The 23,012-nt window shown below is 37.8% G+C and carries 24 protein-coding genes; 22 read left to right on the top strand and 2 right to left on the bottom strand.

Going from position 1 to position 23,012, the window contains the following annotated elements; all coding sequences use genetic code 11:
• Nucleotides 1–105: 105 nt before the first annotated feature.
• Nucleotides 106–702 carry a DUF2238 domain-containing protein gene (locus tag QNH48_RS20155; protein ID WP_133367023.1) on the bottom strand — a complete coding sequence of 199 codons (597 nt, stop codon included), beginning with the start codon at nt 700–702 and terminating at the stop codon, nt 106–108.
• Nucleotides 703–924: 222 nt separating this feature from the next.
• Between QNH48_RS20155 and QNH48_RS20150 the strand changes: the two genes are divergently transcribed.
• From QNH48_RS20150 to QNH48_RS20075, 16 genes are all read left to right on the top strand, one after another.
• The gene (locus tag QNH48_RS20150; RefSeq protein ID WP_283951742.1) at nt 925–1,977 is read left to right on the top strand and encodes an XdhC family protein; all 1,053 of its coding nucleotides are present in this window, start codon (nt 925–927) and stop codon (nt 1,975–1,977) included.
• Nucleotides 1,970–2,575 (top strand): nucleotidyltransferase family protein, encoded by a 606-nt coding sequence (locus QNH48_RS20145; protein ID WP_283951741.1) that lies wholly within the window; start codon nt 1,970–1,972, stop codon nt 2,573–2,575. Before QNH48_RS20150 ends, QNH48_RS20145 begins: the two co-directional genes overlap by 8 nt.
• Before the next feature lie 271 nt (nt 2,576–2,846).
• Nucleotides 2,847–3,290: an SRPBCC family protein gene (locus QNH48_RS20140; RefSeq protein ID WP_283951740.1), complete on the top strand. Its 444-nt coding sequence runs from the start codon at nt 2,847–2,849 to the stop codon at nt 3,288–3,290.
• A 14-nt stretch (nt 3,291–3,304) separates the two neighbouring features.
• A complete protein-coding gene (locus tag QNH48_RS20135; RefSeq protein WP_283951739.1) occupies nt 3,305–4,192 on the top strand; it encodes an FAD binding domain-containing protein in 888 nt (295 codons plus the stop codon).
• On the top strand, nt 4,185–4,697 hold the full coding sequence (locus tag QNH48_RS20130) for a (2Fe-2S)-binding protein (protein ID WP_283951738.1): 513 nt from the start codon (nt 4,185–4,187) through the stop codon (nt 4,695–4,697). The genes QNH48_RS20135 and QNH48_RS20130 overlap by 8 nt, the downstream gene beginning before the upstream one ends.
• A 27-nt stretch (nt 4,698–4,724) precedes the next feature.
• A complete protein-coding gene (locus tag QNH48_RS20125; protein WP_283951737.1) occupies nt 4,725–7,103 on the top strand; it encodes a xanthine dehydrogenase family protein molybdopterin-binding subunit in 2,379 nt (792 codons plus the stop codon).
• A 115-nt stretch (nt 7,104–7,218) separates the two neighbouring features.
• Nucleotides 7,219–8,463 carry an ABC transporter substrate-binding protein gene (locus QNH48_RS20120; protein WP_283951736.1) on the top strand — a complete coding sequence of 415 codons (1,245 nt, stop codon included), beginning with the start codon at nt 7,219–7,221 and terminating at the stop codon, nt 8,461–8,463.
• 83 nt (nt 8,464–8,546) lie between these two features.
• Nucleotides 8,547–9,407, top strand: coding sequence for a branched-chain amino acid ABC transporter permease (locus QNH48_RS20115; protein ID WP_283951735.1), 861 nt, complete (start codon nt 8,547–8,549; stop codon nt 9,405–9,407).
• Nucleotides 9,404–10,399: a branched-chain amino acid ABC transporter permease gene (locus tag QNH48_RS20110; RefSeq protein WP_283951734.1), complete on the top strand. Its 996-nt coding sequence runs from the start codon at nt 9,404–9,406 to the stop codon at nt 10,397–10,399. The genes QNH48_RS20115 and QNH48_RS20110 overlap by 4 nt, the downstream gene beginning before the upstream one ends.
• Nucleotides 10,377–11,123, top strand: coding sequence for an ABC transporter ATP-binding protein (locus QNH48_RS20105; protein WP_283955830.1), 747 nt, complete (start codon nt 10,377–10,379; stop codon nt 11,121–11,123). Before QNH48_RS20110 ends, QNH48_RS20105 begins: the two co-directional genes overlap by 23 nt.
• Nucleotides 11,116–11,826, top strand: a complete 711-nt coding sequence (locus QNH48_RS20100) for an ABC transporter ATP-binding protein (protein ID WP_283951733.1) — start codon at nt 11,116–11,118, stop codon at nt 11,824–11,826. Before QNH48_RS20105 ends, QNH48_RS20100 begins: the two co-directional genes overlap by 8 nt.
• 43 nt (nt 11,827–11,869) lie before the next feature.
• The gene (locus QNH48_RS20095; protein ID WP_283951732.1) at nt 11,870–12,577 is read left to right on the top strand and encodes a GntR family transcriptional regulator; all 708 of its coding nucleotides are present in this window, start codon (nt 11,870–11,872) and stop codon (nt 12,575–12,577) included.
• Nucleotides 12,578–12,863: 286 nt separating this feature from the next.
• Nucleotides 12,864–13,868, top strand: coding sequence for an ABC transporter substrate-binding protein (locus QNH48_RS20090; protein ID WP_283951731.1), 1,005 nt, complete (start codon nt 12,864–12,866; stop codon nt 13,866–13,868).
• Nucleotides 13,869–13,916: 48 nt separating this feature from the next.
• Entirely contained in the window at nt 13,917–14,726 is an 810-nt protein-coding gene (locus QNH48_RS20085; RefSeq protein WP_283951730.1) for an ABC transporter ATP-binding protein, read from the top strand.
• On the top strand, nt 14,719–15,483 hold the full coding sequence (locus QNH48_RS20080; protein WP_283951729.1) for an ABC transporter permease: 765 nt from the start codon (nt 14,719–14,721) through the stop codon (nt 15,481–15,483). Before QNH48_RS20085 ends, QNH48_RS20080 begins: the two co-directional genes overlap by 8 nt.
• 51 nt (nt 15,484–15,534) lie before the next feature.
• Nucleotides 15,535–16,287 carry an ABC transporter permease gene (locus QNH48_RS20075; RefSeq protein ID WP_283951728.1) on the top strand — a complete coding sequence of 251 codons (753 nt, stop codon included), beginning with the start codon at nt 15,535–15,537 and terminating at the stop codon, nt 16,285–16,287.
• A gap of 81 nt (nt 16,288–16,368) precedes the next feature.
• Here the strand turns inward: QNH48_RS20075 and QNH48_RS20070 are convergent, their stop codons facing one another.
• Nucleotides 16,369–17,157 carry an IclR family transcriptional regulator gene (locus tag QNH48_RS20070; protein ID WP_283951727.1) on the bottom strand — a complete coding sequence of 263 codons (789 nt, stop codon included), beginning with the start codon at nt 17,155–17,157 and terminating at the stop codon, nt 16,369–16,371.
• Nucleotides 17,158–17,379: 222 nt separating this feature from the next.
• Here QNH48_RS20070 and QNH48_RS20065 point away from each other — a divergent pair, with 222 nt between their 5' ends.
• The 6 genes from QNH48_RS20065 (at nt 17,380) to QNH48_RS20040 (ending at nt 23,004) form a co-directional block, all read left to right on the top strand.
• Nucleotides 17,380–18,165 (top strand): alpha/beta fold hydrolase, encoded by a 786-nt coding sequence (locus tag QNH48_RS20065; RefSeq protein WP_283951726.1) that lies wholly within the window; start codon nt 17,380–17,382, stop codon nt 18,163–18,165.
• A gap of 39 nt (nt 18,166–18,204) precedes the next feature.
• The gene (locus QNH48_RS20060; RefSeq protein ID WP_133367004.1) at nt 18,205–18,993 is read left to right on the top strand and encodes an IclR family transcriptional regulator; all 789 of its coding nucleotides are present in this window, start codon (nt 18,205–18,207) and stop codon (nt 18,991–18,993) included.
• A gap of 204 nt (nt 18,994–19,197) precedes the next feature.
• On the top strand, nt 19,198–20,472 hold the full coding sequence (locus tag QNH48_RS20055) for an MFS transporter (protein WP_283951725.1): 1,275 nt from the start codon (nt 19,198–19,200) through the stop codon (nt 20,470–20,472).
• A 152-nt stretch (nt 20,473–20,624) separates the two neighbouring features.
• Nucleotides 20,625–21,164: a cupin domain-containing protein gene (locus tag QNH48_RS20050; RefSeq protein ID WP_179159094.1), complete on the top strand. Its 540-nt coding sequence runs from the start codon at nt 20,625–20,627 to the stop codon at nt 21,162–21,164.
• A gap of 108 nt (nt 21,165–21,272) precedes the next feature.
• Nucleotides 21,273–22,187, top strand: a complete 915-nt coding sequence (locus tag QNH48_RS20045; RefSeq protein WP_283951724.1) for a VOC family protein — start codon at nt 21,273–21,275, stop codon at nt 22,185–22,187.
• A 25-nt stretch (nt 22,188–22,212) separates the two neighbouring features.
• Nucleotides 22,213–23,004 (top strand): SDR family oxidoreductase, encoded by a 792-nt coding sequence (locus QNH48_RS20040; RefSeq protein ID WP_283951723.1) that lies wholly within the window; start codon nt 22,213–22,215, stop codon nt 23,002–23,004.
• The last annotated feature ends 8 nt before the right edge of the window (nt 23,005–23,012 follow it).

Raw genomic sequence — 23,012 nt, 5'->3', positions numbered from 1 at the left:
TAGAAGCAGTCTAAAATTTACATTTTTAGACTGCTTTTTTAATTATATCTTCGATAAGCGAATTATATCTGCGTTAATTGAAATATCTCTGCGATAAGCATTTTTTCATGTTAATTGAGGATATTCTTGTTTGTTCTTTAACTTTATCTTCGTTCTAACCCCAGACCAAAGCGCAATAATCAGCCCTCCGCCGGTATCTGAGATTAAATCAATCATGGTATCGTCATTACCTCCGCCTTGTAACGTCATATCGAAAAATTGATCAGAGCTAAATTCATAAATTTCCCATAAGACGCCGCCAAATGCAGCAAAAGATAAGGTGAAAAGGAAAATAATCCAAGGAGAAATTTCCACTTCTGCATCTCGATGAACCAATCTTTCATATAAAGCGATTCCAGAAAACGCAAGAATAGCTCCGCTTAGAAAATGCATAAACGTATCCCACCATCCAAGTCCATACCAGCCGAGTATTGAACCGAAATACTGGGATCCGACCAAGAAAAGTAAATAGGAAATGACAATAGGCAGATTAAACTGGAGCTTTGTAAATAGGGCGAGGAGAAAGGGAACTGCCCCACAAACCATCCCCCCAATGGCAACGGTTGATTTAAAGGATTCCTCTGTAGAACGATAATGAAAAAATAAATATGCCATAAAAGCTACATAGAGAAGACTAAGCAAAAGGACAAGCTTTCGATTCATTATTTTCACCTCAGGTAGAATGCGCATTACTATGATTATGCCCGCTACCACTCAATTTCACCCAAAGATTTTAAAAAGTAAAGTTAAGGATTAAAATTAACAGATTATTGATAATATTCTCAAACTAATATAATATAACTATAATACAACATTGTTTACTATTTGAAACGTATTTCACCGTAATGAATAAAGAGAACCAATGAAAGAGGGGAGAAATTTTCAATGTCACAATTAAAAGAATTTCGTACTATCATGAGCTCTATTAAATCGGTTTGGGAAAAGGATAAAAAAGCAGCTATTGTTATACTGATCGGGGTTAATGGATCAGCATACAGGTTGCCAGGAACAAAGATGATGATGGCAGAGGATGCTGAAATGATGGGAACAATCAGCGGAGGCTGCTTGGAAGGCGATATTTATGGTTATGCGGAAAAGGCGATTCAAGATGAAACACCGTTACTAAAACACTATGACCTAAGTGAAAACGAGATCTGGAGTTTGGGAATTGGCTGTAAAGGATCATTAGAAATTCTCATCCTGCCGGCTAAAAAGGATGACCCCTATTGGGAGACGACAGAAAAGCTCTTAAATGAGGAAGAGGAGTTTTCACTTATTTTAGAAGTACCAACAGGTGTCAAAGCATTGGTAACAAAATATGGAGAAATCATAGGTGATAGCGAGGACCTTCCTTCAATCGTCTACGATCGTGCACTAAAAAGTCTCAAATCACAAAAACGTGCTGAAGTCTTGATGTGGGAAGATCGTAGATTTGTGATAGATGCGATTCGTCCAAGCCAAAAATTAATTGTAGCCGGTTCTGGAAAGGACGCCATTCCAGTTGTAGAACTTGCTGCTAAAGCTGGCTTTTCGGTAACCGTATTAGATCCCCGCAGCGAATTCAATAGAGAACGGTATTTTCCAACTGCGAAACATTTAGTTGAGCTTCCAGAAAATATTATTTCAGAAAATGTAAGTGGTGCTTGGTGGGTCATTATGAATCATTTACAAAGTCGTGATGAAGAAGCACTTCATCTAGCATTAAAAAGTAATCCAAAATACATTGGAGTATTAGGACCGGTATCACGAACACAAGAAATGCTCTTAAATATTGGGGCGGATTTAACAATTGGCGAAAATATCTATTCACCCGTTGGTCTGGATATAGGAGCGGAAACAATGGAAGAGGTGGCAATAAGCATTGTTTCAGAATTGATGGCAGTGCGGTCCAATCGTGAAGGGAAATCATTAAAAGGTAAAGTGAAAATTCATGTATAGGGTCGGGGCAATTATCCTTGCAGCTGGAATGTCAAAGCGTATGGGACAGCCGAAGCTTTTGATGTCGTTGAAAGGTAAACCACTTTTTCGTTACCCACTAGAACAAGCCATAAGGAATCAACTAAGTCCTATCTGTTTAATAGGGGGCCAGCATATGCAGGCATTCCAAATGGCAGCAGCTGATTTACAAAATGTAGATTATATCGACAACCCAAATTATGAAAAAGGCATGTCAACATCATTAAAAAAAGGGATTAAAAATATGAAAGGGCGCAGTGACGCAGCCTTTATATTTTTGGCTGACCAGCCATTCGTCCCGGATAAGGTCATTCAAATAATGATACAACAATTTGGTAAAGATACACGATTAGTGAGACCTCAATATCAAGGGAACTTTGGGCACCCTATTTTAATTGATAATAGTTTATATGACGAATTTCAAAAGCTAGAGGGTGATCAAGGTGGTAAAGAAATCATTAAGAAATATAAGAATGAAACAAGAATTCTATCTTTTAAAGATTCCATCTGGGGTATGGATATTGATACAGAAGTAGATTATCAAATAGGAAAACAATATAGCAGGAAACCGTTTTTCTAAACACTTATCAGAAAATTACAAAATGTTATTGACAAAAATAATGGATATATTATGATTAATAGACAAAAAGAGGTTTTGCATGTGGAACAAAACATCCTAAAAACTATTGACTCCGAATTCTGAAAATTGTTATTATTGAAACAGCGGCGACATTGTATACATGTGTGCCAGGTAAAAAGCTTGCGATGAGTTTTTCACTATTTTTCGTTTTATCATTCATTGTATACAGGTATACATTCTAAAAACAAATATAAATCTGAGGTGATTCTTTATGAATATTAGTGGTACGGCAAAGTTTAACGAATCGGTTGATACAATTTGGCAAGCACTGCACACGGAAGAAATTTTAGTAAGTGCAATCCCGGGCTGCCAGTCATTAATTCTAAATGATGATGTGGAATATGATGTGAATCTTAGGTTAGGTGTAGCTTCGGTAAAAGGTGAATATACAGGGAAGGTGAAAATTGAGGATCTAGAAGAACCCATTCATTACAAGCTTTATGCTGCGGGTAGCGGAAAACCCGGTTTTGTAGACGCAACTCTCGAATGTAAAATTGAACCTTTAGAAGATGGGTGCCAGGTAGTCTGGACTTGTGAAGCTGAAATTGGTGGTACGATTGCCAGTGTTGGTAACCGAGTCATTGGCGGTATCGCAAAATTCCTTGCTGGAAACTTCTTTAAAGATGTTAAAAAACAGCTCCTTACTAGAGCTTAATAGGAGGGGAGAAAATGAAACCAGCAGTATTTAGTTACCTTCGACCAACGAATCTACAAGAGGCGCTTACGTTTTTAGAGGAATACGGAGAAGATGCAAAAATCTTATCTGGGGGACAAAGCTTAATTCCAACCATGAATATGAGACTCTCAGCACCTGCTTACTTGATTGATATTAGTAGAATAAGTGATTTGAATTATATAAAACTAGATGGAGATTTTTTAGCAGTTGGTGCCTTAACCAAACATAAAGACATTGAGAATTCGGATTTAGTAAAAGATGCATGCCCTTTACTTTCAGAAGCCATTAGGTGGGTAGGGCACACACAAATTAGAAATAGAGGAACAGTCGGCGGCAGTATTGCCCATGGAGATCCTTCCGCAGAGTTACCATGTGTTCTTACTGCACTGCGAGGTGAGATCGTGATTGCCAACGTGGATGGCAGTGAAGAGGTTCTTGTTCCAGAAGAATTTTTCCTAACATATATGCTGACATCGTTGCAGCCAGAGCAAATGGTTAAAGAAGTACGATTCCCGATTATTCCACAAGAGAGTGGTTCTGCTTTTGTGGAAGTAGCAAGAAGACACGGGGATTTTGGTTTAGCAGAGGTTGCTGCAGTATTGGATATAGACAATGAGGGACACCTTTTAAATGTGAAAATTGCTGTTGGCGGTGTTAATCCAACTCCAATAGCTTTGGAACAAGTAGAAGAATACTTAATTGGAAAGAAACTAACGGATGAAGTTTTAAGACAAGTTTCTGATCTAACACAGGAAAGTGTTGATCCAGAATCAGATCTTCATGGTACAGCTGAATATCGGCGAGAACTGGCTGGCACACTTACAGTTCGGGCGCTAAAGATTGCTGTGGAACGTGCAAGAGGAGGAGAAAAGAATGTCTAATAAAGTACAAGTTGGTATTTCAATTAACGGTAAGAAAGTTCAAAAACAAGTGGAATCAAGACTATTGCTTACAGATTTTATTCGAGATGAATGTAATCTTACTGGAACTCATCTGGGGTGTGAACATGGTGTATGCGGTGCCTGTACGATTTTACTAGATAATGAACCAGTAAGAGGCTGTTTAATGTTTGCAGTTCAAGCTGATGGATGTGAAATCCAAACAGTCGAGTCTTTAAACCACGTTGATGGAACCCTCAATGTTCTTCAACAATCCTTTTCGGATAATCATGCACTGCAATGTGGGTTTTGCACACCAGGATTTCTTATGACGTTGACTCATTTCCTTAAAGATAACCAAAATCCAACTGAAAATGAGATTCGTGAAGCAATCTCAGGAAATCTATGCCGCTGTACTGGTTATGCCAATATCATTAAAGCCGTGCAACAGGCGTCACAAATACTTCAAAAGGAAAATAGTAATTGTTCGGTAGTTTCTGCTCAATAATGTAGTGGGCCGAAGGAGGCATGAAAAATGAAAAAATATGTAGGGCAAAGTATAAAAAGAAAGGAAGATTATCGCTTAGTTACAGGAACAGGCCAATTTGTAGCAGATATCAAATTAGATGGAATGCTTGAAGCTGTTTTTGTACGCAGTCCTCAGGCACATGCGATAATACGCTATATTGATACTTTAAAGGCAAAGGAATTACCTGGTGTTCATGCGATCCTGATTGGCGATGACATTAAAGAAAAAATCAATCCCATTACCCAATTCGAATCACATAGTGCCGTACCACCCAATGTTGCAAAAGAAATAAATCCAAAAATTCAGTTCAATGCTGAAAGCGTTTTAGCAGTTGATAAAGTAATGTATGTTGGACAGCCAGTCGCAGTGGTTGTAGCCGAAAATCGTTATATTGCGGAGGATGCTGCCGATTTAATAAAAGTTGAGTATGAGCAATTAAAACCGATTGTTGACCCGTATGAAGCAATGAAAGAAGACTCTCCACTCGTTCAAGAACAAGTGGAACGAAATATCCAAATGGAATTTCATCTTTCAATTGGTGACGCTAAACAAGCAGAACAGCAAGCAGATCGTATTCTAAAGACAAGGGTCCAAACGCCAAGACTTTCTTCGAACCCAATTGAAACGAGGGGCGTAATTGCAGATTACGATAATCGTACCGATCAAATGCATGTTTGGTCTGCTACTCAATTGCCATTTGAAGTAAGAGCGACCATTGCCCATTGTTTAGGCTGGACAGAACAAAATATTCGTGTGACTGCACCAGATGTTGGCGGCGGCTTTGGTCCAAAGGGCGGGGTACATCCTGAAGAAATTCTTATCCCTTATATTAGTAATCAATTAAATCGTCCAGTGAAATGGGTTGAAGATCGACTCGAACATTTAACAAGTGCGCGGCAATCAAGGGATCAAGTCCATGATGTGATTGTTGCTTATAACAGTGATGGGACCATACACAGTCTCCGTGATGAATTTGTTGTAGATTCTGGAGCGGTGAATTTTTTTGGATTTACCTGTGCCTACAATACTGCCTATCATTTACGAGGTGCTTATAAAATACCAAACTATGATATTAAATCAAGAATTGTTTTAACAAATAAAACACCGAACGTGCCATTTAGAGGAGCTGGAAGACCTGAAGCTGTTTTTACAATGGATCGTGTCATCGACATGATTGCCAGAAAACTAAAGCTTGATCCAGTAGAAGTAATGAAAAAAAATATGATTCAGGCTCATGAAATGCCCTATGACCAAGGGATTTTAGTAAAAGATGGAGCAAAACTTATTTATGACAGCGGCGATTATCCTGCAGCGTTGAACCAAGCTTTGGAAATGGTTGACTATGAAGGATTCCGTGACCGTCAGAAAGAACTCAAAAAGGCTGGGAAAAACATCGGAATCGGAATTTCTACTTATGTGGAAGGAACAGGTGCGGGTCCATTTGAAGGTGCATTATTGAGTGTTGATTCATCAGGAAAAGTGATTGCCCATCTAGGTGCTTCTCCACAGGGACAGGGACATGAGACAGTATTTGCACAAGTCGGAGCAGATGCACTTGGACTAACGCCGGATGATATTGTGATTAAAGTTGGCGACACTGCTGTGTTACCATTTGGAGCAGGAACATATGCAAGCCGCAGTGCGGTAAACGCTGGGTCTGCTATGCACGAAGCATCGTTGAAATTACGTAAAAAAGTGCTAGCAATTGCCGGGATTATGCTGGGAACAACACCTGATGAAATCGAAATTGAGGAAGGTAAAATCTTTTCGAAGGATGACCCGGCTCATTTCCTAACGTTAAAAGATATCTTTAAAAGAGTTAGACCGGCAGCCCGCCCGCCATTACCTCCTGAAATTGAACCAGGATTACAGGTCACACATTATTTTGTTCCACCTACAGTTACATTTGCTTCCTCTGTTCATGTGGCTGAGGTAGAAGTAGATAAAGAAACTGGTTTTGTTGAACTTCAAAATTATAGTGTCGTTCATGACTGCGGTACCGTCATTAATCCTATGATTGTCGATGGGCAAATTCAAGGCGGGATAGCTCAAGGAATTGGCTCGGCATTATATGAAGAAGTGGTTTATAACGAAAACGGACAATTATTAACAGGTACGTATATGGACTATTTGCTTCCGACCTCAATGGAGATTCCAACTGTTAAAAAGGGACATCAGCTGCATCTTTCAACAAGAAACCCATTGGGTGTAAAAGGAGTTGGAGAAGGAGGGGCCATTTCACCGCCTGCAGCGATCGCAAATGCAATTGTCGATGCTCTATCCGACCTCGAAATTGTTATCAATCAACTGCCAGTTAGCCCGAGTAGATTGCGTGGTTTGATTAAAGAAGCTGAAAAGAAACAAAGCACAATACTTAGTAAGTAAGCTATTAGAATTAAGTAATTTGCATAGGGTCCACTTCACATGAGAAAAGAAAAACGTGCAGCCTAACATATAAATATTTTATTTTAGCAACAACAAAAATTAGGGGGCATGAAAAATGAAAAAAACGGCGGTTAAATTTTTTCAAATCTTAGCAGTTTTTAGTCTTCTTTTCTTAGCAGCTTGTAGTGGAAGTGCAATTGATAGCAGCACCAAGGATGATAGTAGAGTGAGCGAAGGGGATTCCAAGGATCCAGTGAAGCTTGGATTCATTCTATCTCTAACAGGAAACTTTGCTTCAATGGGTACTCCTGTTAAAGAAGGTATTGAACTTTACTTTGAAGAAAACCCAGAAATCGATGGCCGAAAAGTTGAATTAATTTTTGAAGACGATGCAGGTGATCCTCAGGCAGCTCTTCGTAAATATGAGCAATTAACATTAAATCAAGGGGTAAATATTGTTGGCGGTGGTACAGTTGGAAGTATCGCCTTAGCCTTAAGAGATAAAGTAGATGCAGACAAAAAGGTCCCATTAATCAATGTAGTAGGTTCTACTGACGTCATGTCATGGGAGAAAAAGAGTGATTATGTTTGGAGAACAAGTTTCTCTGCATGGCAGTATGCCTCTATTTCGGGAAAGTTCACTGCTGAAGGAGTAGGGGGAAATGCAGTCATTATTGCCTCTGATTACGTAGCAGGACATGAAATTGTAACCGATTTCATACCTGGTTTTGAAGAAGGGGGCGGCAAGGTAAGTGACATTGTTTGGGCACCGCTTGGAACAAGTGACTTTTCTTCCTATTTAACGCAGATTGACAATGCCAAGCCAGAGGCAGTATTTATGTTTATTCCAGGGGCAGATGGTTCACGTTTTATTAAGCAGTATCAAGAATTCGGGTTACAGGATAAATACACCCTGGTAGAAGGTGGTTCATTGTTAAATGCACCGTTCAATATTAAAGCGGTTGGTAATGCTGTTGTAGGCGGGAAAATGATTACAAATTATTTCCCTGAACTTGAAAACGAAGTCAATGAAAAATTCGTGAAAGCTTACCAAGCTAAATTCAACAAAATTCCAGATAACTATGTCGTCAACGGCTATGATACTGGTAAATTAATTTCTCAAGTGGTCAAAGAGGCTGGCAGCCTAGATGGTGAAAAGCTTGTTAGTGTTCTGAAAAAAGGTCTTACTATTGATAGCCCGCGTGGTCCAATCAAAATGGACCCTGTTACACATACATTAATTCAAAATATGTATGTTATTGAAGGTAAAGAAACGAATGGAGAAATTACATTTGAATTAATCAAAACATATGAAAATATCGAAATGCCTAAAGAAAACGTAGGATATAAAAAATACTAGATTTCTACTAAAAAAGGGCTGGCTCAAATAGAGGGTCAGCCTCTTTTAAAAAAGAAAAATATTTCGACCAAGGAGATGAATCCATGGATCTTTTTATCGTCAATACATTATCAGGATTAACATATGGAATGCTGCTATTTTTAATGGCTAGTGGTTTATCAATAGTCTTTGGATTAATGAGAATCATAAACCTGTCTCATGGTTCCTTCTTCCTTTTTGGATCCTATGTAGCTTATGCCATGGTCAGCAGAGGGATGAATTTCTGGCTGGCTTTGCTTCTCTCTACCATTTGTGTAACAGTGTTGGCATTGCTTTTAGAAAAATTCCTAATTTCAAGATTTCATGGCAACGAAGCTTCACAGGTCCTATTAACATTGGGACTAATCTTTGTCATTGGAGATATTACGCTCTGGATTTGGGGTGGGGACTTCCTTTCTATACCGGTACCATCCATTTTGGACTTTTCCTTTGCTATCAGTGAAAGTAGTTTTCCTATCTATCGATTATTTGTTATAGCAATTGGTATTATTTGTGCAGTCCTTCTTTGGTACTTTGAAACGAAAACAAAAGTGGGAATGATTGTCCGAGCTGGTGTTGATGATATGGAAATGATGGGTGCCTTAGGTTTTAATATTAAGCTAATTTTCACTGCAGTATTTTTGTTTGGAGCCGCACTTGCAGCTATTGGGGGCGTGTTGAGTGGTCCCATTTTAGGTATGTATCCAAAAATGGAATTTGAGATATTAGTTAACTCTCTCGTAATTGTACTAATAGGTGGTCTTGGAAGCTGGAAAGGTGCATTTATTGGTGCAATTGTAATAGGAATTATTGATTCTTTTGGCAAAATTTATCTACCTGATGTGTCTGTATTATTGATTTTTGTTGTGATGGTCATCGTGTTGATGTTTAAGCCAACAGGGTTATTTGGAAGGGTGGAATCATGAAAAAATCGATCATTGTCACATTGTTACTAGCTATAGCTGTTTGTACACTTCCTTTTGTTATCTCACCATTTGTTCTATTTATGTTGACGGAAGTGTTAATTATGGCGATTTTTGCTATGAGCCTTGGTTTGATTATGGGATACGGAGGTTTACAATCTCTTGGACATAGTGCATTTTTCGGTATTGGTGCATATACGGTTGCAGTATTAAGCCAATATGTAACAAGCATCTATATCCTGCTGCCGGCGGCTATTATCATCTCAGGTATTTTTGCACTATTAACAGGATTAATAGCTGTACGAAATAAAGGAATCTTCTTCTTGATGATTACATTAGCTATTACCCAAATGCTATTTCTCTTTTTTCGCCAATCGGACTTATGGGGAGGAGCGGATGGACTTGGAACATCGGTTAAGCCCAACCTTGGATTCATGGAGCTTGTATCTCCATTAAGCTTGTTCTATTTTACCGGTGCTTTTTTCATCCTATCTTATTTTTTTCTACGCTTATTCGTTAACTCACCGCTTGGAAAAGGTCTAAAAGGGGTTATGGAAAACGAAGGGCGAATGATAGCACTTGGCTATAATGTGAAGAAATACCAAATTATCGCCTATGTGTTTGCAGGAGGATTGGCAGGATTAGCTGGCGGTTTATACATTTTTAAAACGCAGTTCGCAAGTCCTGAATTATTTAGTGTCCATATGGCTACGACTGTGCTTATTATGGTCTTCATTGGCGGTTTAGGAACATTGTTTGGCCCAGTTATTGGAGCAGGTGTGTTTATTTTCCTCCAGAACTATATTAGTACGATGACGGACCGCTGGTCATTAATCATGGGGCTGCTATTTATTGTAATTGTTCTCTATAATCGCGGCGGAATCTTACAATTACTTCAATTAATCGGGAAAAAACTGATTCCTAAGAAAAATATATTAATGGATAAAAAGGGGGCGACGATCATTGAGCTTAATGAAAGTGGAAAAGCTAAATAAATCCTTTAAAGCTATCCATGTCTTAAAAGACGCGACCATAGAATTGCAGCCAGGTGAACGCCATGTCATTATCGGGCCTAATGGTGCCGGAAAAACCACTTTTATCAATTGTCTCTATGGAACGCTCAAGTTTGAGTCTGGGGATGTTTTTTTAGAAGGAAAATCGATTAAGGATGTACCATCACATGAACGTGTTCAATTAGGGGTGGCAAGAACATTTCAAAAAAATAATTTGTTCAATGATTTGACGGTTGAAGAAAATATTTACTTAGCAATTCTATCTGAAAAGCCATATAAGATGAAATTTTTCAAAGGGTTATCTGAGTATTTTGATATAAAAAAAGAATCAAAAGAGATGTTACTCCAATGGGAAATGCAGGATAGAAGAAATGTAAAAGTAAAAAATTTGTCCTATGGTGAACAACGGGTTCTAGAAATTATGTTAGCCCTTTGTGCGAATCCAAAAATCCTGCTTTTAGATGAACCTACATCTGGTATGTCACCATCCGAAACAGTGAGGACGACAGAATTAATTAAAAAGATACCTCGTTCTGTTACATTATTAATGATTGAACACGATATGGAGGTTGTATTTAGTACTGCTGATCGGATAACGGTTTTACATCATGGAGAAACGATTCTATCAGGCACTCCAGAAGAAGTTCGCGGGAATGAAATGATTCAAGAAATATACTTTGGTGGAGGTGCCCGAAACCATGCTTAGTTTAGAAGATGTTCACACGTATTATGGAAATAGCCATATTTTACAAGGGGTTAATTTCACTGTTTCTGAAGGTGAGTGTGTTGCACTTTTAGGACGAAATGGCGCGGGTAAGACGACAACGATTCACACTATTTCCGGTTTAACACCATCGAAAAAAGGAAAGATTCGCTTTAAGAATCATTCTATAGAAGGTTTACCAGCAAATAAAATCTCAAAAATGCATATGGCATTAGTTCCACAGGGCAGAAGGGTCTTTTCATCTCTTACCGTAAAAGAAAACCTCCTAATGCCAAGCCGGTCTATAAAACATATAGAAAAAGGCTTGAAATATTGGACAATTGAAGAGGTATATGAATTGTTCCCAGCGTTAAAGCTAAGAGAACAAAATATGGGTAATGAGTTATCGGGCGGCCAGCAGCAAATGTTGGCAATCGGAAGAGCATTAATAACCAATCCACAGCTAATCCTAATGGATGAACCTTCAGAAGGTCTTGCTCCTGTTATTATTGATCAAATAACAGACATACTTAGGGAATTGAAAAAGACAGGCTTATCGATACTTGTTGTTGAGCAAAATTTAAGGCTTGCTTGTGATGTAGCGGACCGGGTGTTGGTCATGAATAAAGGGCATATTGTTTGGGAAGGTACCCCTGATGTGCTATTAAATAGTGATGAAATTCTTCACAAATACCTTGGAGTATAATAAAGTAGTAGTTGAATAGGGTGCTTATTGAAGGAGAATCTAAATGGAGAAACAGCAATATCATTTTGAAAGAGAGTTAGAACGCTATTCATCAAAACCACTGCGTGAGGCAATCTTTCTTATTGTGAAAAATGCAATTATTGAAGGGAAATTATTGCCAGGAGATCGAGTTACGGAAGATGATTTGGCTAATAAGTGTAACTGTAGCCGTACTCCTGTACGAGAAGCATTAAGAAAGTTAGAGCAAGAAGGGTTGTTGATGGTAAAACCCGGAATAGGAATGGAAATAGCTCCGATTAACTTTGAATTGTTAAAACAAGAATTTGAAATTAGAGAAGTTCTAGAAGCATTTGCTGTTGCAAAAGCTTGCGAATTGATAACAGAAGACGGGATAAGAGAATTAGAATGGTCCACTGAGAAAATGATCAAAACCTTAAAAACGAATGACTTTATTAGGGGTACTCATTTGAATATTGAATTTCATCAGATGATTTATTCTTATTCTGGAAACTATTTTATGAAGAAGTTTACAGACTCATTATGGCTTTCAATGCGGATTTCATTTTTATCAATACAAGGTGAAGGGACTGTACGCCCATTTGATTCAGCTTGGTATAAGGAGCGGACAAATGAACATCTCCAGTTGATTGAAGCATTTCGTGAAAGGGATAAAGAGAAAGCGGTTCAAACAATCAAAAAGCATGTAAATGAAAATTATATCCATCATACAACCTTTATGGAATATCTTTAAAGTAGAAAAGTCTCAGGAAACTGGAGACTTTTTTCTTGTTTATGGTTGACTGAAAATTATATATTTTCAAATAAATTGATTGACTACTATTCCAACAGTTATTACAATGTATATATAACAAAACTTGTTTTTGTATATAAAACATTAAAGGAGAGTGATAGTGAAATAACTCTAGTTTTTTTGCTTTTCATATTTATATGAAATTTGAAATTGAAACAAATGGGATGAAATAAGTAGGGGGATGTCAGGGGTTTAACAATTTGAGAAAGAATGGGAGTTGTTCTTTGTGAAAAAGTACTTATTATTTTTCGGTCTAATCACACTTACCTTCATGCTTGCAGCGTGTTCCGGGGAAAAATCTTCTGGGGATGCAGAGAAGAAAGACGGTGGAGTTGTAGAAATTAACTTTGGCGGCGGATTTGCCACGGAAGAACCAATTTGGCTATTTGAAGCAGACCCATCGTTGGCTCCTAATCTCGGAAAAACATATAAACTTAATCTCTCTCAATTTAGAGCAAATGCAGATAGATTAAATGCTTATCAAGCAGATCAAATTGATGGGGGAACATTAGGACAAGGTGCGGCAATTCTATCAAGCTCTCAAGGGGTTGAGCTGAAAGTAGTAGCTGTTGTGTCTAAGGATACACCGGATGTAGGATTCAATTCAGCTTTCATGACATTAAAGGAATCAGAAATTAATGACATTAAGGACCTTAAAGGGAAAACAATCGGTCTTTCTGATTTCAAATCACCAACCGATATGTGGGTTCGAAGTGCCCTGAGATCTGCTGGTTTAGATCCGGATAAAGATGTGAAATATGCAATCACCCCAATTCCAGCCATGACTGAAGCAGTTAAATCTAAAAAAATTGATTTAGGGATGTTTCCACAGCCATTTGGTGCAGCTGCCGAAGAGAGCGGGGAGTTTAAAACCATCTTTACCTCTAAAACAGGTGTTCCTTTCGATGAGGATTTCCTCGTTATGTTCTTACACCCAGACTTTATTAAGGAAAATAAGCAAGCTGTAAAAGATTTCTTAGCTGACTATGCAAATATCGTAAAGTATTACCACGAAAATGGCCCAGAAGCGAGACAAAAGATCATTGATAAAACGAAAAAGGTCCAAGCAGACCCGAAAATATATGTTAACATGACCGACAATAATCGTTCTGCCTATATTAACAAGGATGGTTGGGAGAAAGTTCAGGAACTTATGCTAAAAGATAAGTGGATTGAGAAAAAGATAGATCTTGATGATTTAATTGATACCTCGTTGTTGCCATCTGAATAAGTAATGCGGGGACATTTGTCCTCGCATTTATTAATAGGAGGAGTACAAATGACCAAAAAGAACGCTGCTATGGAAATTGAGAATTTGAGAAAGGTTTATTCCACCAAAAAGGAAGAAACAGTTGCGATAAAAGATGTAAGTTTAACAATCCCTGAAGGAAAATTTGTTAGTATCGTGGGGCCAAGCGGCTGCGGAAAAAGCACATTTTTACACATTGTCGGGGGATTTATTGAAAAGTCATCCGGTAAAGTAAAAGTAAGAGGAAAAGAAGTTGAAAAGCCCGGGCCAGACAGGGGAATGATGTTTCAGGAATCTGCCCTATTTCCATGGTTGAATGTATTTGACAATGTTGCTTGGGGATTAGATATTCAAGGGATGCCGAAGAAGGAGAAAAACGAGATTGTTGAAAGGTATTTGAAATTGGTGCGCTTATGGGATTTTCGAAATCAATTACCTTCCCAGCTATCAGGCGGGATGAGACAGAGAATTTCGCTTGCGCGGATACTTGCTTTCGATCCTGAAGTTTTGTTAATGGATGAACCTTTTGGTGCATTGGATGCACAAACAAGAGAGGAAATGCAGGTTGAATTGCTTCGCATATGGAGTGAATCGAAGAAAAGTGTATTATTTGTTACCCATGATATCGAAGAGGCAGTATTCTTAAGCGATACCGTTGTTGTTTTTTCCGGCAGACCAGCTGTTATTTCAGAAATAATTGATATCAAGTTTCCGCGACCTAGAGATTTAAATCTTTATAAATCCCCTGAATTCAGAGATTATCGTAATCAAATTTGGGATCTGCTTCATCAAGAGCATCATAAACCTGTCCAAATTGTATCGGAGGTAGTCAATGGATAATAAACTTCTCCGAATGGTTGCTGTTATTGAGCTATTGGCCATATTTTTAATATGGGAACTCCTAGCTGTCTTTCAATGGTTCCCAACCTATTTATCCAGCCCTTTGGCGATTATTAAATCAATGGGTGAACTTTGGGTGGATGGAGATTTATTAAATCATATCGGTTCCAGTCTTTTTAGATCACTAATGGGCTTTTTGCTAGTGGTTATTGTGGGTGTTACTTTAGGAATCTTAGCCGGATATTATCGGAGAGTAGGGACATTCTTTGATCCAATTGTAAACACTCTTAATCCAATACCAAAGATTGCTTTATTACCAATCTTAATGGTTTGGTTTGGAATATCAGATACAACTCGAATATTAATTATATTTTTAACTGCGTTTTTTCCATGCTTTGTTGCAACAAGAGATGGTGTAAAATCCATCAAGCAAGTCTATCTTTGGTCAGGACAAAATATGGGAGCAAGTACTTTTCAATTATTAAGAAAAATTGTATTTCCTGTTACACTTCCCAAGATATTTGATGGATTAAGAGTCTCATTAGGATTGACCTTTGTCATGATGTTTTCATCAGAGATTATTGGCGCTGCAAACGGCTTTGGATTAGGTTTCTTGATTCTTAATGCTGATCTCGGGGGAAGAACAGACTATATGTTTGCTGGTGTAGCATTTATCGGATTACTGGGATTTATCTTTGATAAACTGTTACTTACCATTCGAGGCAGGGTATTATGGTGGGATGTTAATAAAGCATAATCTCAAGTTGATTATGAGAGGAACTTACTAGGGACTTGAAGAGGTGAAAGGATGATAAAAAAGATTTGGAATAAAGTATTAGACTATCAATCCATTTTTATTCTATTGATTGTATGGGAAATTATTGCTGCATTTGGTATTATGCCAGAACGGCTATTCCCATCCATGTTTGTTGTGATTGGGGTGGCGTACGATCTTGCCTTGTCACCACTGCTTTGGGATAACTTGTCGGTAACCATGGTCCGTGTATTAAGTGGATTTACAATTGCAGCTGTGATGGGTGTCCCGCTAGGAATCATGATGAGCCGATTTAATGTTATGAATAAATTGATGCAGCCGATGCTTTCAATTGGCTATCCCATACCTAGGGTTGCACTATACCCTATTCTAGTTTTTATGCTTGGTATTGGTTCAGGTTCAAAGATTTTCTTAATCGTTTTGGAATGCTTGTTTCCTATTATTATTAATACTTATTATGGTGCACTAAGGGTAAACCATATCTATGTATGGGCTTCACAGAATATGGGAGCCAATCATTTTAACATGTTTTGGAAGGTATTGCTGCCTGCAACAGCTCCATCTATCTTTACGGGCTTGAGAATTGCACTTCCACTTGCACTTATTATTTCAATATTAACAGAAATGATAAGTTCAACAGAAGGAATGGGATATTTACTAAGCTTTATGTCTTCATCACTCGTTCAAGAAAATGTATTAGCATCCGTAATGCTGATTGCTATAGTGGGTTATTTATTGAGTGTTATTCTCGATGTAATACAGAAAAAGTTTATCTTTTGGCATTAACAAACTTCAATAAGAAAGAGGGGATATCGATATTCATTGCTCCTGCAGATGGAAATGAATATCGATATCCCCTGCAAAAACTTAATTATGTTGGTGATATCCTGAATAGGAAGAAAGTTGGTCTGCCTGTTTTAGTAAAACAGGAATAACTGTTTCCGTAATAAAATCATCTTTACAGACGGCCACAGGTGCTACGACATTAATTGCGGCAATAATATGACCCTGTTTATTTACTATTGGAGCAGCAACAGAAAATATTCCGTTTTCAAATTCTTCATCGCTTGTAGAATAACCCTTTTTCTTTATTTTTGTTAATTCTTTTTCTAATGCTAGTAGTTCTGTTTTTGTCTTACCGGTATACGACTTTAATTCATTCCCATTTAGCATGGCGGTTAATTTTTCTTCTTTCTGAAATGCAAGCAATACCTTTCCTAAAGCCGTAGCATGTGCAGGAAGTCTTGAGCCAACTGTAACATTGACAGTTGATACACCTTTTCCAGGAACTCTTGCGATATAAGCAACTTCATTACCATCAAGTATTCCGAGATGTGTTGATAACCCCGTTTTATCTCTGAGTTCTTCTAAGTAAGGCCGTGCTAAGTCTAACAAAGGCATTGTATTCAAATAGGTGAACCCTAGTTCAAGGACTTTAGGCGTCAGTTCATATCTTTTTGTTAGTTCATCCTGCCTGATATAACCTAAGGATTGAAGAGTGAACAAGATTCGGTAAGGAGTTGTACGACTAACATTAAGCTTATTAGCTATTTCAGATAATGAAAGTGTGGGCATGTCACCATTAAACATCTTTAATATTTCTAAACCTCTAACAAGAGAATTGGATAAGTAACGATCATTTTTATCTTCAGACATATATATCACTCCTAGTAAAACGGTAGTTGAGGCAATTGGATCAGCTTGTTAATTACAAGATTCGTTAATATTATACAACATTTTCCTGTCCTGCGTCTTTTAACACCGATAAAAATCTTAATTAATCTGAAAATTCCGTTGACTAATTGTTATAATGTTATATTATGTAAAAGAAAAACAATGTTTTGCTGAAAAAACAAATAAGCATAGAGGAGGTAGAAAATGCCGTATTTATCCGTAGAGGATTTATCTATTCATTATGAGAAAGAAGGGAACGGAAACCCGATAATCATACTCCATGGGATGGGTAACAATTCTCAATCCTGGAAAAATCAATTAGCTGGGCTAAGTGAAAATTATACGGTGATCGCTTGGGATGCACCAGGATATGGAAAGAGTTCAGACCCTAAAGAGGAATTCAAGGAGTTTAGTCAGTTTGCAGATATTTTAAAAGGATTTATAGATGCCCTAAACTATAAATCTGTAACTCTCTTAGGACATTCGATGGGTTCTGCGATTGCACTGGATTTTTGTTATCGATTTCCTGAAATGGTGGAAACTTTAATCATCTCAGATGCTACAAGGGGATCCGCATCGTTAAGTATGGAAGAAAATCAAAAGAGGTTAACAGCACGCCTTAATAATATTAATACATTAGATCCAAAGGAAATTGCTGCAAAAAGAGTGAAGGAACTTCTGTCGCCAAATCCTGATCCAGAAGTCAAAAAGGAAGCGGAAAGAATTATGTCACAGGTAAGACCTATGGGGTACCGATCAGTTGCATATTCTTTATTTCATTTAAACCAAATGAACATGTTATCCTCTATTACGACTCGCTCACTTATTATTTGTGGAGAATTCGATAAGGTAACCCCGGTAAGTGAGTCAGAGATTTTCCATAAACAGCTAAAAAATTCAGAGTTAGTAATCATTCCGGGAACAGGACATTTATGTTATCAGGAAAATCCGAACAGCTTTAATAAAATTGTATTGGACTTTCTTAGTTAAATCACAGAATATTAACCGCTCAAGGGAGGTGTGGGAACGATGACAAAGGATGATAAAGAACGATATAATGCCAATGCATTAGTAAGAGGATTAGAAATATTAAAGTTGTTTGGTGAGGAACGGCAGACATTATCATTGGTCGAAATTGCAAAAGAACTAAACGTAAGCCGGACAGTACCATTTAGGTTATTATTTACTCTTCAATCACTTGGTTACCTAGCTCAAGATGAAGCCACTAAGCGATACAGTTTAACACCTAAAGTTTTAGAAATTGGGTTTTCATACTTAAGTAGTTTAAAGCTTCCGGAAATTGCGCAGCCATATATTGAAAACTTAAGAGATGAAACAGGAGCATCCTGTCATCTTTCGATATTGGATGGACATGAAGTTGTTTATGTAGGGAGCGCCCCTGTTAGAGGCATTTCAGCCATTAATGTTAATATTGGACTTAGACTCCCTGCCCATGCAACTGCAAATGGAAAGGTGCAGCTAGCATACCAATCGAAGGAACAATTAAATATGGTTTTATATGGATCAAATTTAAAACCTTATACAGATAGGACCCAAACTGATTTATTAGATTTACAGGAAGAATTAGAAGGAATTCGTAAAAAAGGATATGCGATTACCAAAGGAGAATTAACGTTAGGAATTCAATCAGTGGCTGCGCCGATTTTCGACCGTTCTGGAAAGGTTTTGGCAGCTGTAAATGTAGTAGCTACTGAAACAACATTCCATAATGAATTCATCGAGAAAGTAGCACTGCCTAGAGCATTAGAAACATCAGCAAAATTGTCTAGCTATATGGGATATCATTTAAAAAACTAGATAAGTAGAAAAGGCTTGCAAACGCAAGTTTTTTTTTGTGTGATTAATATCTGATTTTGTTTCGTATATAAAACATTATTTTGATAACGAAACATTTTTTTGAATATGTATTGACATAATATTCTTATAAATTTAAAATTAAATTAAGGAAAAACGATGTTTTCTATATGAAACATAATTTATTTAAGGGGGGATTATATGTTGATGGGGAACAAAAGGTGGCTTTATATTGCAGTCCCAATCTTTTTCTTTTGGTTTTTTGGACAAATTGATAAGTTAGGCATTTCAATTATCCAAACTGATCCGTCCTTCCTAGCAGACCTAGGTATAACAGGAGCAGATAAAAACGCAAAAATTGGCTTCATCACATTCATCTTTACCGTGTCCTATGCTTTTTCTAATCTATTTTGGGGTTTTATTATTGATAAACTAGGAGCTAGAAAAACAGCGATCATAGGCCTCTGTATTTGGACACTCACGATGATATTTGGAGGACTGGCAACTTCCTATGAGATGTTTCTTGTAAGCCGTGTGATCCTAGGATTTGGTGAAGGGATGATGATTCCTGTCTGTGGGAAATTTATCTCCAATTGGTTTAACCATCGCGAGCTTGGAAGAGCTCAATCTTCATGGCTGGCTGGAAACTACTTTGGACCTGCCTGCGGAGCGGTGATATTAAGCTTAGTAATCGCTACTTTTCATTGGGAAGCTGCCTTTTTCTTTTTAGCTGGATTTAACCTTTTCATCGTCATTCCGATGTTTGTATTTTTAACAAGGGATACACCTGAAGAACATCACCGTATCGATCAAAAGGAATTAGCGTATATTCGCACTCCTGATCCAAATGAAAAAATAAAACCAAAGCAAAATTTCACGCAAGATTATCGTTATTGGATTGTTTGGTTTGGAATGCTTATGTCTTCCTTTTTATTTTTTGGAATCAGTATTTGGCTCCCTACCTACTTAGTTGAAGCAAAAAGCTTCTCAAGAGAGGCCATGACTGGTATCACCTCATTATCTTGGCTGTTTGCTCTAGGCTTCGTACTAGCTTGCGGATATTTAGCGGACAAAACAAAGCGCCCTAGCTTACTCGCTACTATATTATTTAGTTTAACTGCGATTTTTCTAGCGTCAGCTATACTTGCTCCTCATCCTGTTATTGCAGGAATTTGTATGGGACTAGCAATGGGAACGCAGGGTGGAGTCTTTCATTTAAGTAATCTATTTATTGTAAAATATTCTACACCAGCAACGGCAGGTCGTGCTGCTGGCTTAATGGGGTTTACGAACATTTTAGGTGGTTTTTCAAGTTATATTATGGGCTGGCTTCGTGATTTTTCAGGTGGTGACTTTGGACCATCGATTGTGATGTTGATCGTGGCAGCAGGATTAGGTTTTGCAGCGTATCTCTTTACATTGAAAAAAGAAGCGGTCGATGTCCGAAGCCTTAAAGTGAATTCTAATAGAGTTATAATTTAAGAAATTGTTACTAATATAAAACGGTGTTTTGAATTTTCTCAATATTTTTAATTGACAATTAAAGTATTGAGATTTAAAATTGGTTTATAAAGAAAACAGTGTTTTGCATTTAAAACATAATAAAAATTTAAATTTATAGGAGAGTGTTTTTGATGGCAGAAGAAAAGTTTAATGTAGCAGAGTTTGAAAAGAAATATGTGGCTAGATTACAAGATCGTAGTTTAGATTGGAACGTTTTAAAATTTCAAGAAGAAATTGATCCAAAATACAAAAGAGCTCAAATGAGATATATCGGTCGTGGAGCTACAGCTAATAATGATTCAAATGTTATTGCAGCTGAACATTTTACACTAAGCACAATGGTTCTTCCAGCAGGCTGTATTGGTCCCCTACATTTACACGATGATGTTGAAGAAGTTTTCTTCATTCTTAAGGGCAGTGTGAAAGCGCTTATTCAAGAGGTGGGAAAAGATGAAGTGCACGAAATTCGCTTAAATGAAAGGGATTGCATTAGCTCACCTCCAGGAGTGTACCGTGGTATTCACAACGATGGTGATGAAGAAGCATTAATGCTTGTAATGCTTGGGGCCGTTAAACCAAACCTGCCAACTTATGTAGAAGGCAGTGCACTTGAAGAGCTTCGTATCCAACGCGCAAAAGAAAGAGAAGCAATTATCAACGGAAATAAATAAAATATCTTTTTAAAATCTTCTTTGATGGGGATGGTCCTCTAACTTTCATTGGGATCATCCCTATTATGTTACAGTTGTAGTTATAGAACCATTAATGGAGGTGTAAATATGGTTGGTATTACCCACTTAAGACATATTGGTTTAATTACCCCAGTTCTACAAGAACAAGCTAATTTTTATGAAAAAATTTGGGGATTAGATAAAGTAGCGCAAGACGAAAAAACTGTATATTTTCGTGGTGCTGGCCCTGAAAATCATATCTTAAGCTTACATGTTGGAGAAAAGAGAGGACTGCACCATATCGCTTTTGGTATGGTCGATAAAAATGCAGTTGATAGAGCAGCAGACTTCCTAGCTTCTAAAGGAGTAAAAATAATAGCCGATCCTGGTTATCTAGATGAAGAAGGAAAAGGTTATGGTCTTCGGTTTGTTGATCCTGAAAACCGCTGTATCGAATTATCCGCATGGGTTGAGATGCATACAACCATATGGAACAAGAAAAATGTTGACCCCGTTAAACTTAATCATGTCGTAATGAATACAGCAGACCTAGATATGATTACTGATTTTTATACGAATATTATTGGCTTTAAAGTTACGGATTGGAGCGAGCATCAGATGTCTTTCCTTCGCTGTAACCGGAAACACCATTCACTTGCATTTAATCAAGATAAACATGCTTCAGTAAACCATATTGCTTATGAAGTAGATACGGTTGATGAAGTAATGCGTGGAATTGCCAATGTCAGGAAGGCTGGATATCAAGAGATTTGGGGACCAGGACGTCATGGCCCTGGTAATAATATTTTTTGTTATTTCCAGGACCCCGCAAAGTTTGTCATGGAATATACCTGTTATTTGGAGACGATTGAAGATGAAAGTGAATGGAGAGCCCGTGTTTGGAAGCGTGTCCCTCATTTGATGGACCAATGGGGAATTGCTGGACCTCCAAAGCCAGAAACCCGCGCAGCGATGGGTGGAGAACCAGACCCTGGATGGGTAAACGTGAAAGCACTGCTCTAAAGGTTTGATAATAAGGGGTGTAGATATGGACTTGGGTTTAAAAGGAAAAGTGGCTGTTATTATGGGAGGAACATCAGGTGTCGGTTTAAAAACAGCTGAGATGTTCCTGCAAGAAGGTGCCAAGGTAGCAATATGCGGCAGAAATAATGAGCGGAAAGAAAAAGCTTTAGATTACCTATTACAGTTTGGGTCCGCTGACTCTATTTATGCGGCAACCTGTGATGTAACGAATAAAGATGATGTTAATGCATTTATAATTGGTACTGCTGCTTTTTTTGATGGTATTGATATATTGGTGAATGCAGCAGGGCAAAGTGTAATGGGGTATTTTTTTGATGTAACAGATGAACAATGGCAGGAGCAAATCCAACTAAAATACTTCGCTATCATTTATGCAGTTAAGGCTGTCCATCCATATCTTGTCAAGCGTGGCGGTGGAAGAATTATTAATATCAACGCAACTCTGGCCAAAGAGCCTGAACGACATATGATTGCGACAGCAGCTACAAGAGCTGGGCTATTAAATTTAAGTAAAACTCTTTCTCAAGAGCTTGCTCCAGATAATATTCTAGTAAACTCAGTCAGCTTAGGTTTGATACGAACCGATCAATGGGAGCGTAGAAGAATGAAAAATGCTCCAGATATGGATCCTGAAGAATATTATGCTGATTTAGCAAAGAAGCGAAATATTCCATTAGGACGGGTTGGGGAAGCAGAAGAGGTTGCAAGTGTCATTCTCTTTTTATCCTCTAAACAAGCCAGCTATGTATCAGGTTCTACGATAGAAACGGCGGGAGCACTTGGGAAAGCACTATAATACGGATA

It is taken from the genome of Neobacillus sp. YX16 (assembly GCF_030123505.1).
In the GTDB taxonomy this organism is placed as follows: Bacteria; Bacillota; Bacilli; order Bacillales; family Cytobacillaceae; genus Neobacillus.
Note: the sequence above shows the minus strand (reverse complement) of the source record. Positions and strands in the feature narration are given on the sequence as shown.

What these genes read in the sequence shown, in the direction of transcription:
- QNH48_RS20125 (WP_283951737.1), top strand. Translation starts at nt 4,725, where the DNA reads ATGAAAAAATATGTAGGGCAAAGTATAAAAAGAAAGGAAGATTATCGC.
- QNH48_RS20070 (WP_283951727.1), bottom strand. Translation starts at nt 17,157, where the DNA reads ATGTCTGAAGATAAAAATGATCGTTACTTATCCAATTCTCTTGTTAGA.
- QNH48_RS20105 (WP_283955830.1), top strand. Translation starts at nt 10,377, where the DNA reads ATGAAAGTGGAAAAGCTAAATAAATCCTTTAAAGCTATCCATGTCTTA.
- QNH48_RS20110 (WP_283951734.1), top strand. Translation starts at nt 9,404, where the DNA reads ATGAAAAAATCGATCATTGTCACATTGTTACTAGCTATAGCTGTTTGT.
- QNH48_RS20145 (WP_283951741.1), top strand. Translation starts at nt 1,970, where the DNA reads ATGTATAGGGTCGGGGCAATTATCCTTGCAGCTGGAATGTCAAAGCGT.
- QNH48_RS20095 (WP_283951732.1), top strand. Translation starts at nt 11,870, where the DNA reads ATGGAGAAACAGCAATATCATTTTGAAAGAGAGTTAGAACGCTATTCA.
- QNH48_RS20065 (WP_283951726.1), top strand. Translation starts at nt 17,380, where the DNA reads ATGCCGTATTTATCCGTAGAGGATTTATCTATTCATTATGAGAAAGAA.
- QNH48_RS20040 (WP_283951723.1), top strand. Translation starts at nt 22,213, where the DNA reads ATGGACTTGGGTTTAAAAGGAAAAGTGGCTGTTATTATGGGAGGAACA.
- QNH48_RS20060 (WP_133367004.1), top strand. Translation starts at nt 18,205, where the DNA reads ATGACAAAGGATGATAAAGAACGATATAATGCCAATGCATTAGTAAGA.
- QNH48_RS20120 (WP_283951736.1), top strand. Translation starts at nt 7,219, where the DNA reads ATGAAAAAAACGGCGGTTAAATTTTTTCAAATCTTAGCAGTTTTTAGT.
- QNH48_RS20130 (WP_283951738.1), top strand. Translation starts at nt 4,185, where the DNA reads ATGTCTAATAAAGTACAAGTTGGTATTTCAATTAACGGTAAGAAAGTT.
- QNH48_RS20045 (WP_283951724.1), top strand. Translation starts at nt 21,273, where the DNA reads ATGGTTGGTATTACCCACTTAAGACATATTGGTTTAATTACCCCAGTT.
- QNH48_RS20155 (WP_133367023.1), bottom strand. Translation starts at nt 702, where the DNA reads ATGAATCGAAAGCTTGTCCTTTTGCTTAGTCTTCTCTATGTAGCTTTT.
- QNH48_RS20050 (WP_179159094.1), top strand. Translation starts at nt 20,625, where the DNA reads ATGGCAGAAGAAAAGTTTAATGTAGCAGAGTTTGAAAAGAAATATGTG.
- QNH48_RS20055 (WP_283951725.1), top strand. Translation starts at nt 19,198, where the DNA reads ATGGGGAACAAAAGGTGGCTTTATATTGCAGTCCCAATCTTTTTCTTT.
- QNH48_RS20085 (WP_283951730.1), top strand. Translation starts at nt 13,917, where the DNA reads ATGACCAAAAAGAACGCTGCTATGGAAATTGAGAATTTGAGAAAGGTT.
- QNH48_RS20140 (WP_283951740.1), top strand. Translation starts at nt 2,847, where the DNA reads ATGAATATTAGTGGTACGGCAAAGTTTAACGAATCGGTTGATACAATT.
- QNH48_RS20075 (WP_283951728.1), top strand. Translation starts at nt 15,535, where the DNA reads ATGATAAAAAAGATTTGGAATAAAGTATTAGACTATCAATCCATTTTT.
- QNH48_RS20080 (WP_283951729.1), top strand. Translation starts at nt 14,719, where the DNA reads ATGGATAATAAACTTCTCCGAATGGTTGCTGTTATTGAGCTATTGGCC.
- QNH48_RS20115 (WP_283951735.1), top strand. Translation starts at nt 8,547, where the DNA reads ATGGATCTTTTTATCGTCAATACATTATCAGGATTAACATATGGAATG.
- QNH48_RS20150 (WP_283951742.1), top strand. Translation starts at nt 925, where the DNA reads ATGTCACAATTAAAAGAATTTCGTACTATCATGAGCTCTATTAAATCG.
- QNH48_RS20135 (WP_283951739.1), top strand. Translation starts at nt 3,305, where the DNA reads ATGAAACCAGCAGTATTTAGTTACCTTCGACCAACGAATCTACAAGAG.
- QNH48_RS20100 (WP_283951733.1), top strand. Translation starts at nt 11,116, where the DNA reads ATGCTTAGTTTAGAAGATGTTCACACGTATTATGGAAATAGCCATATT.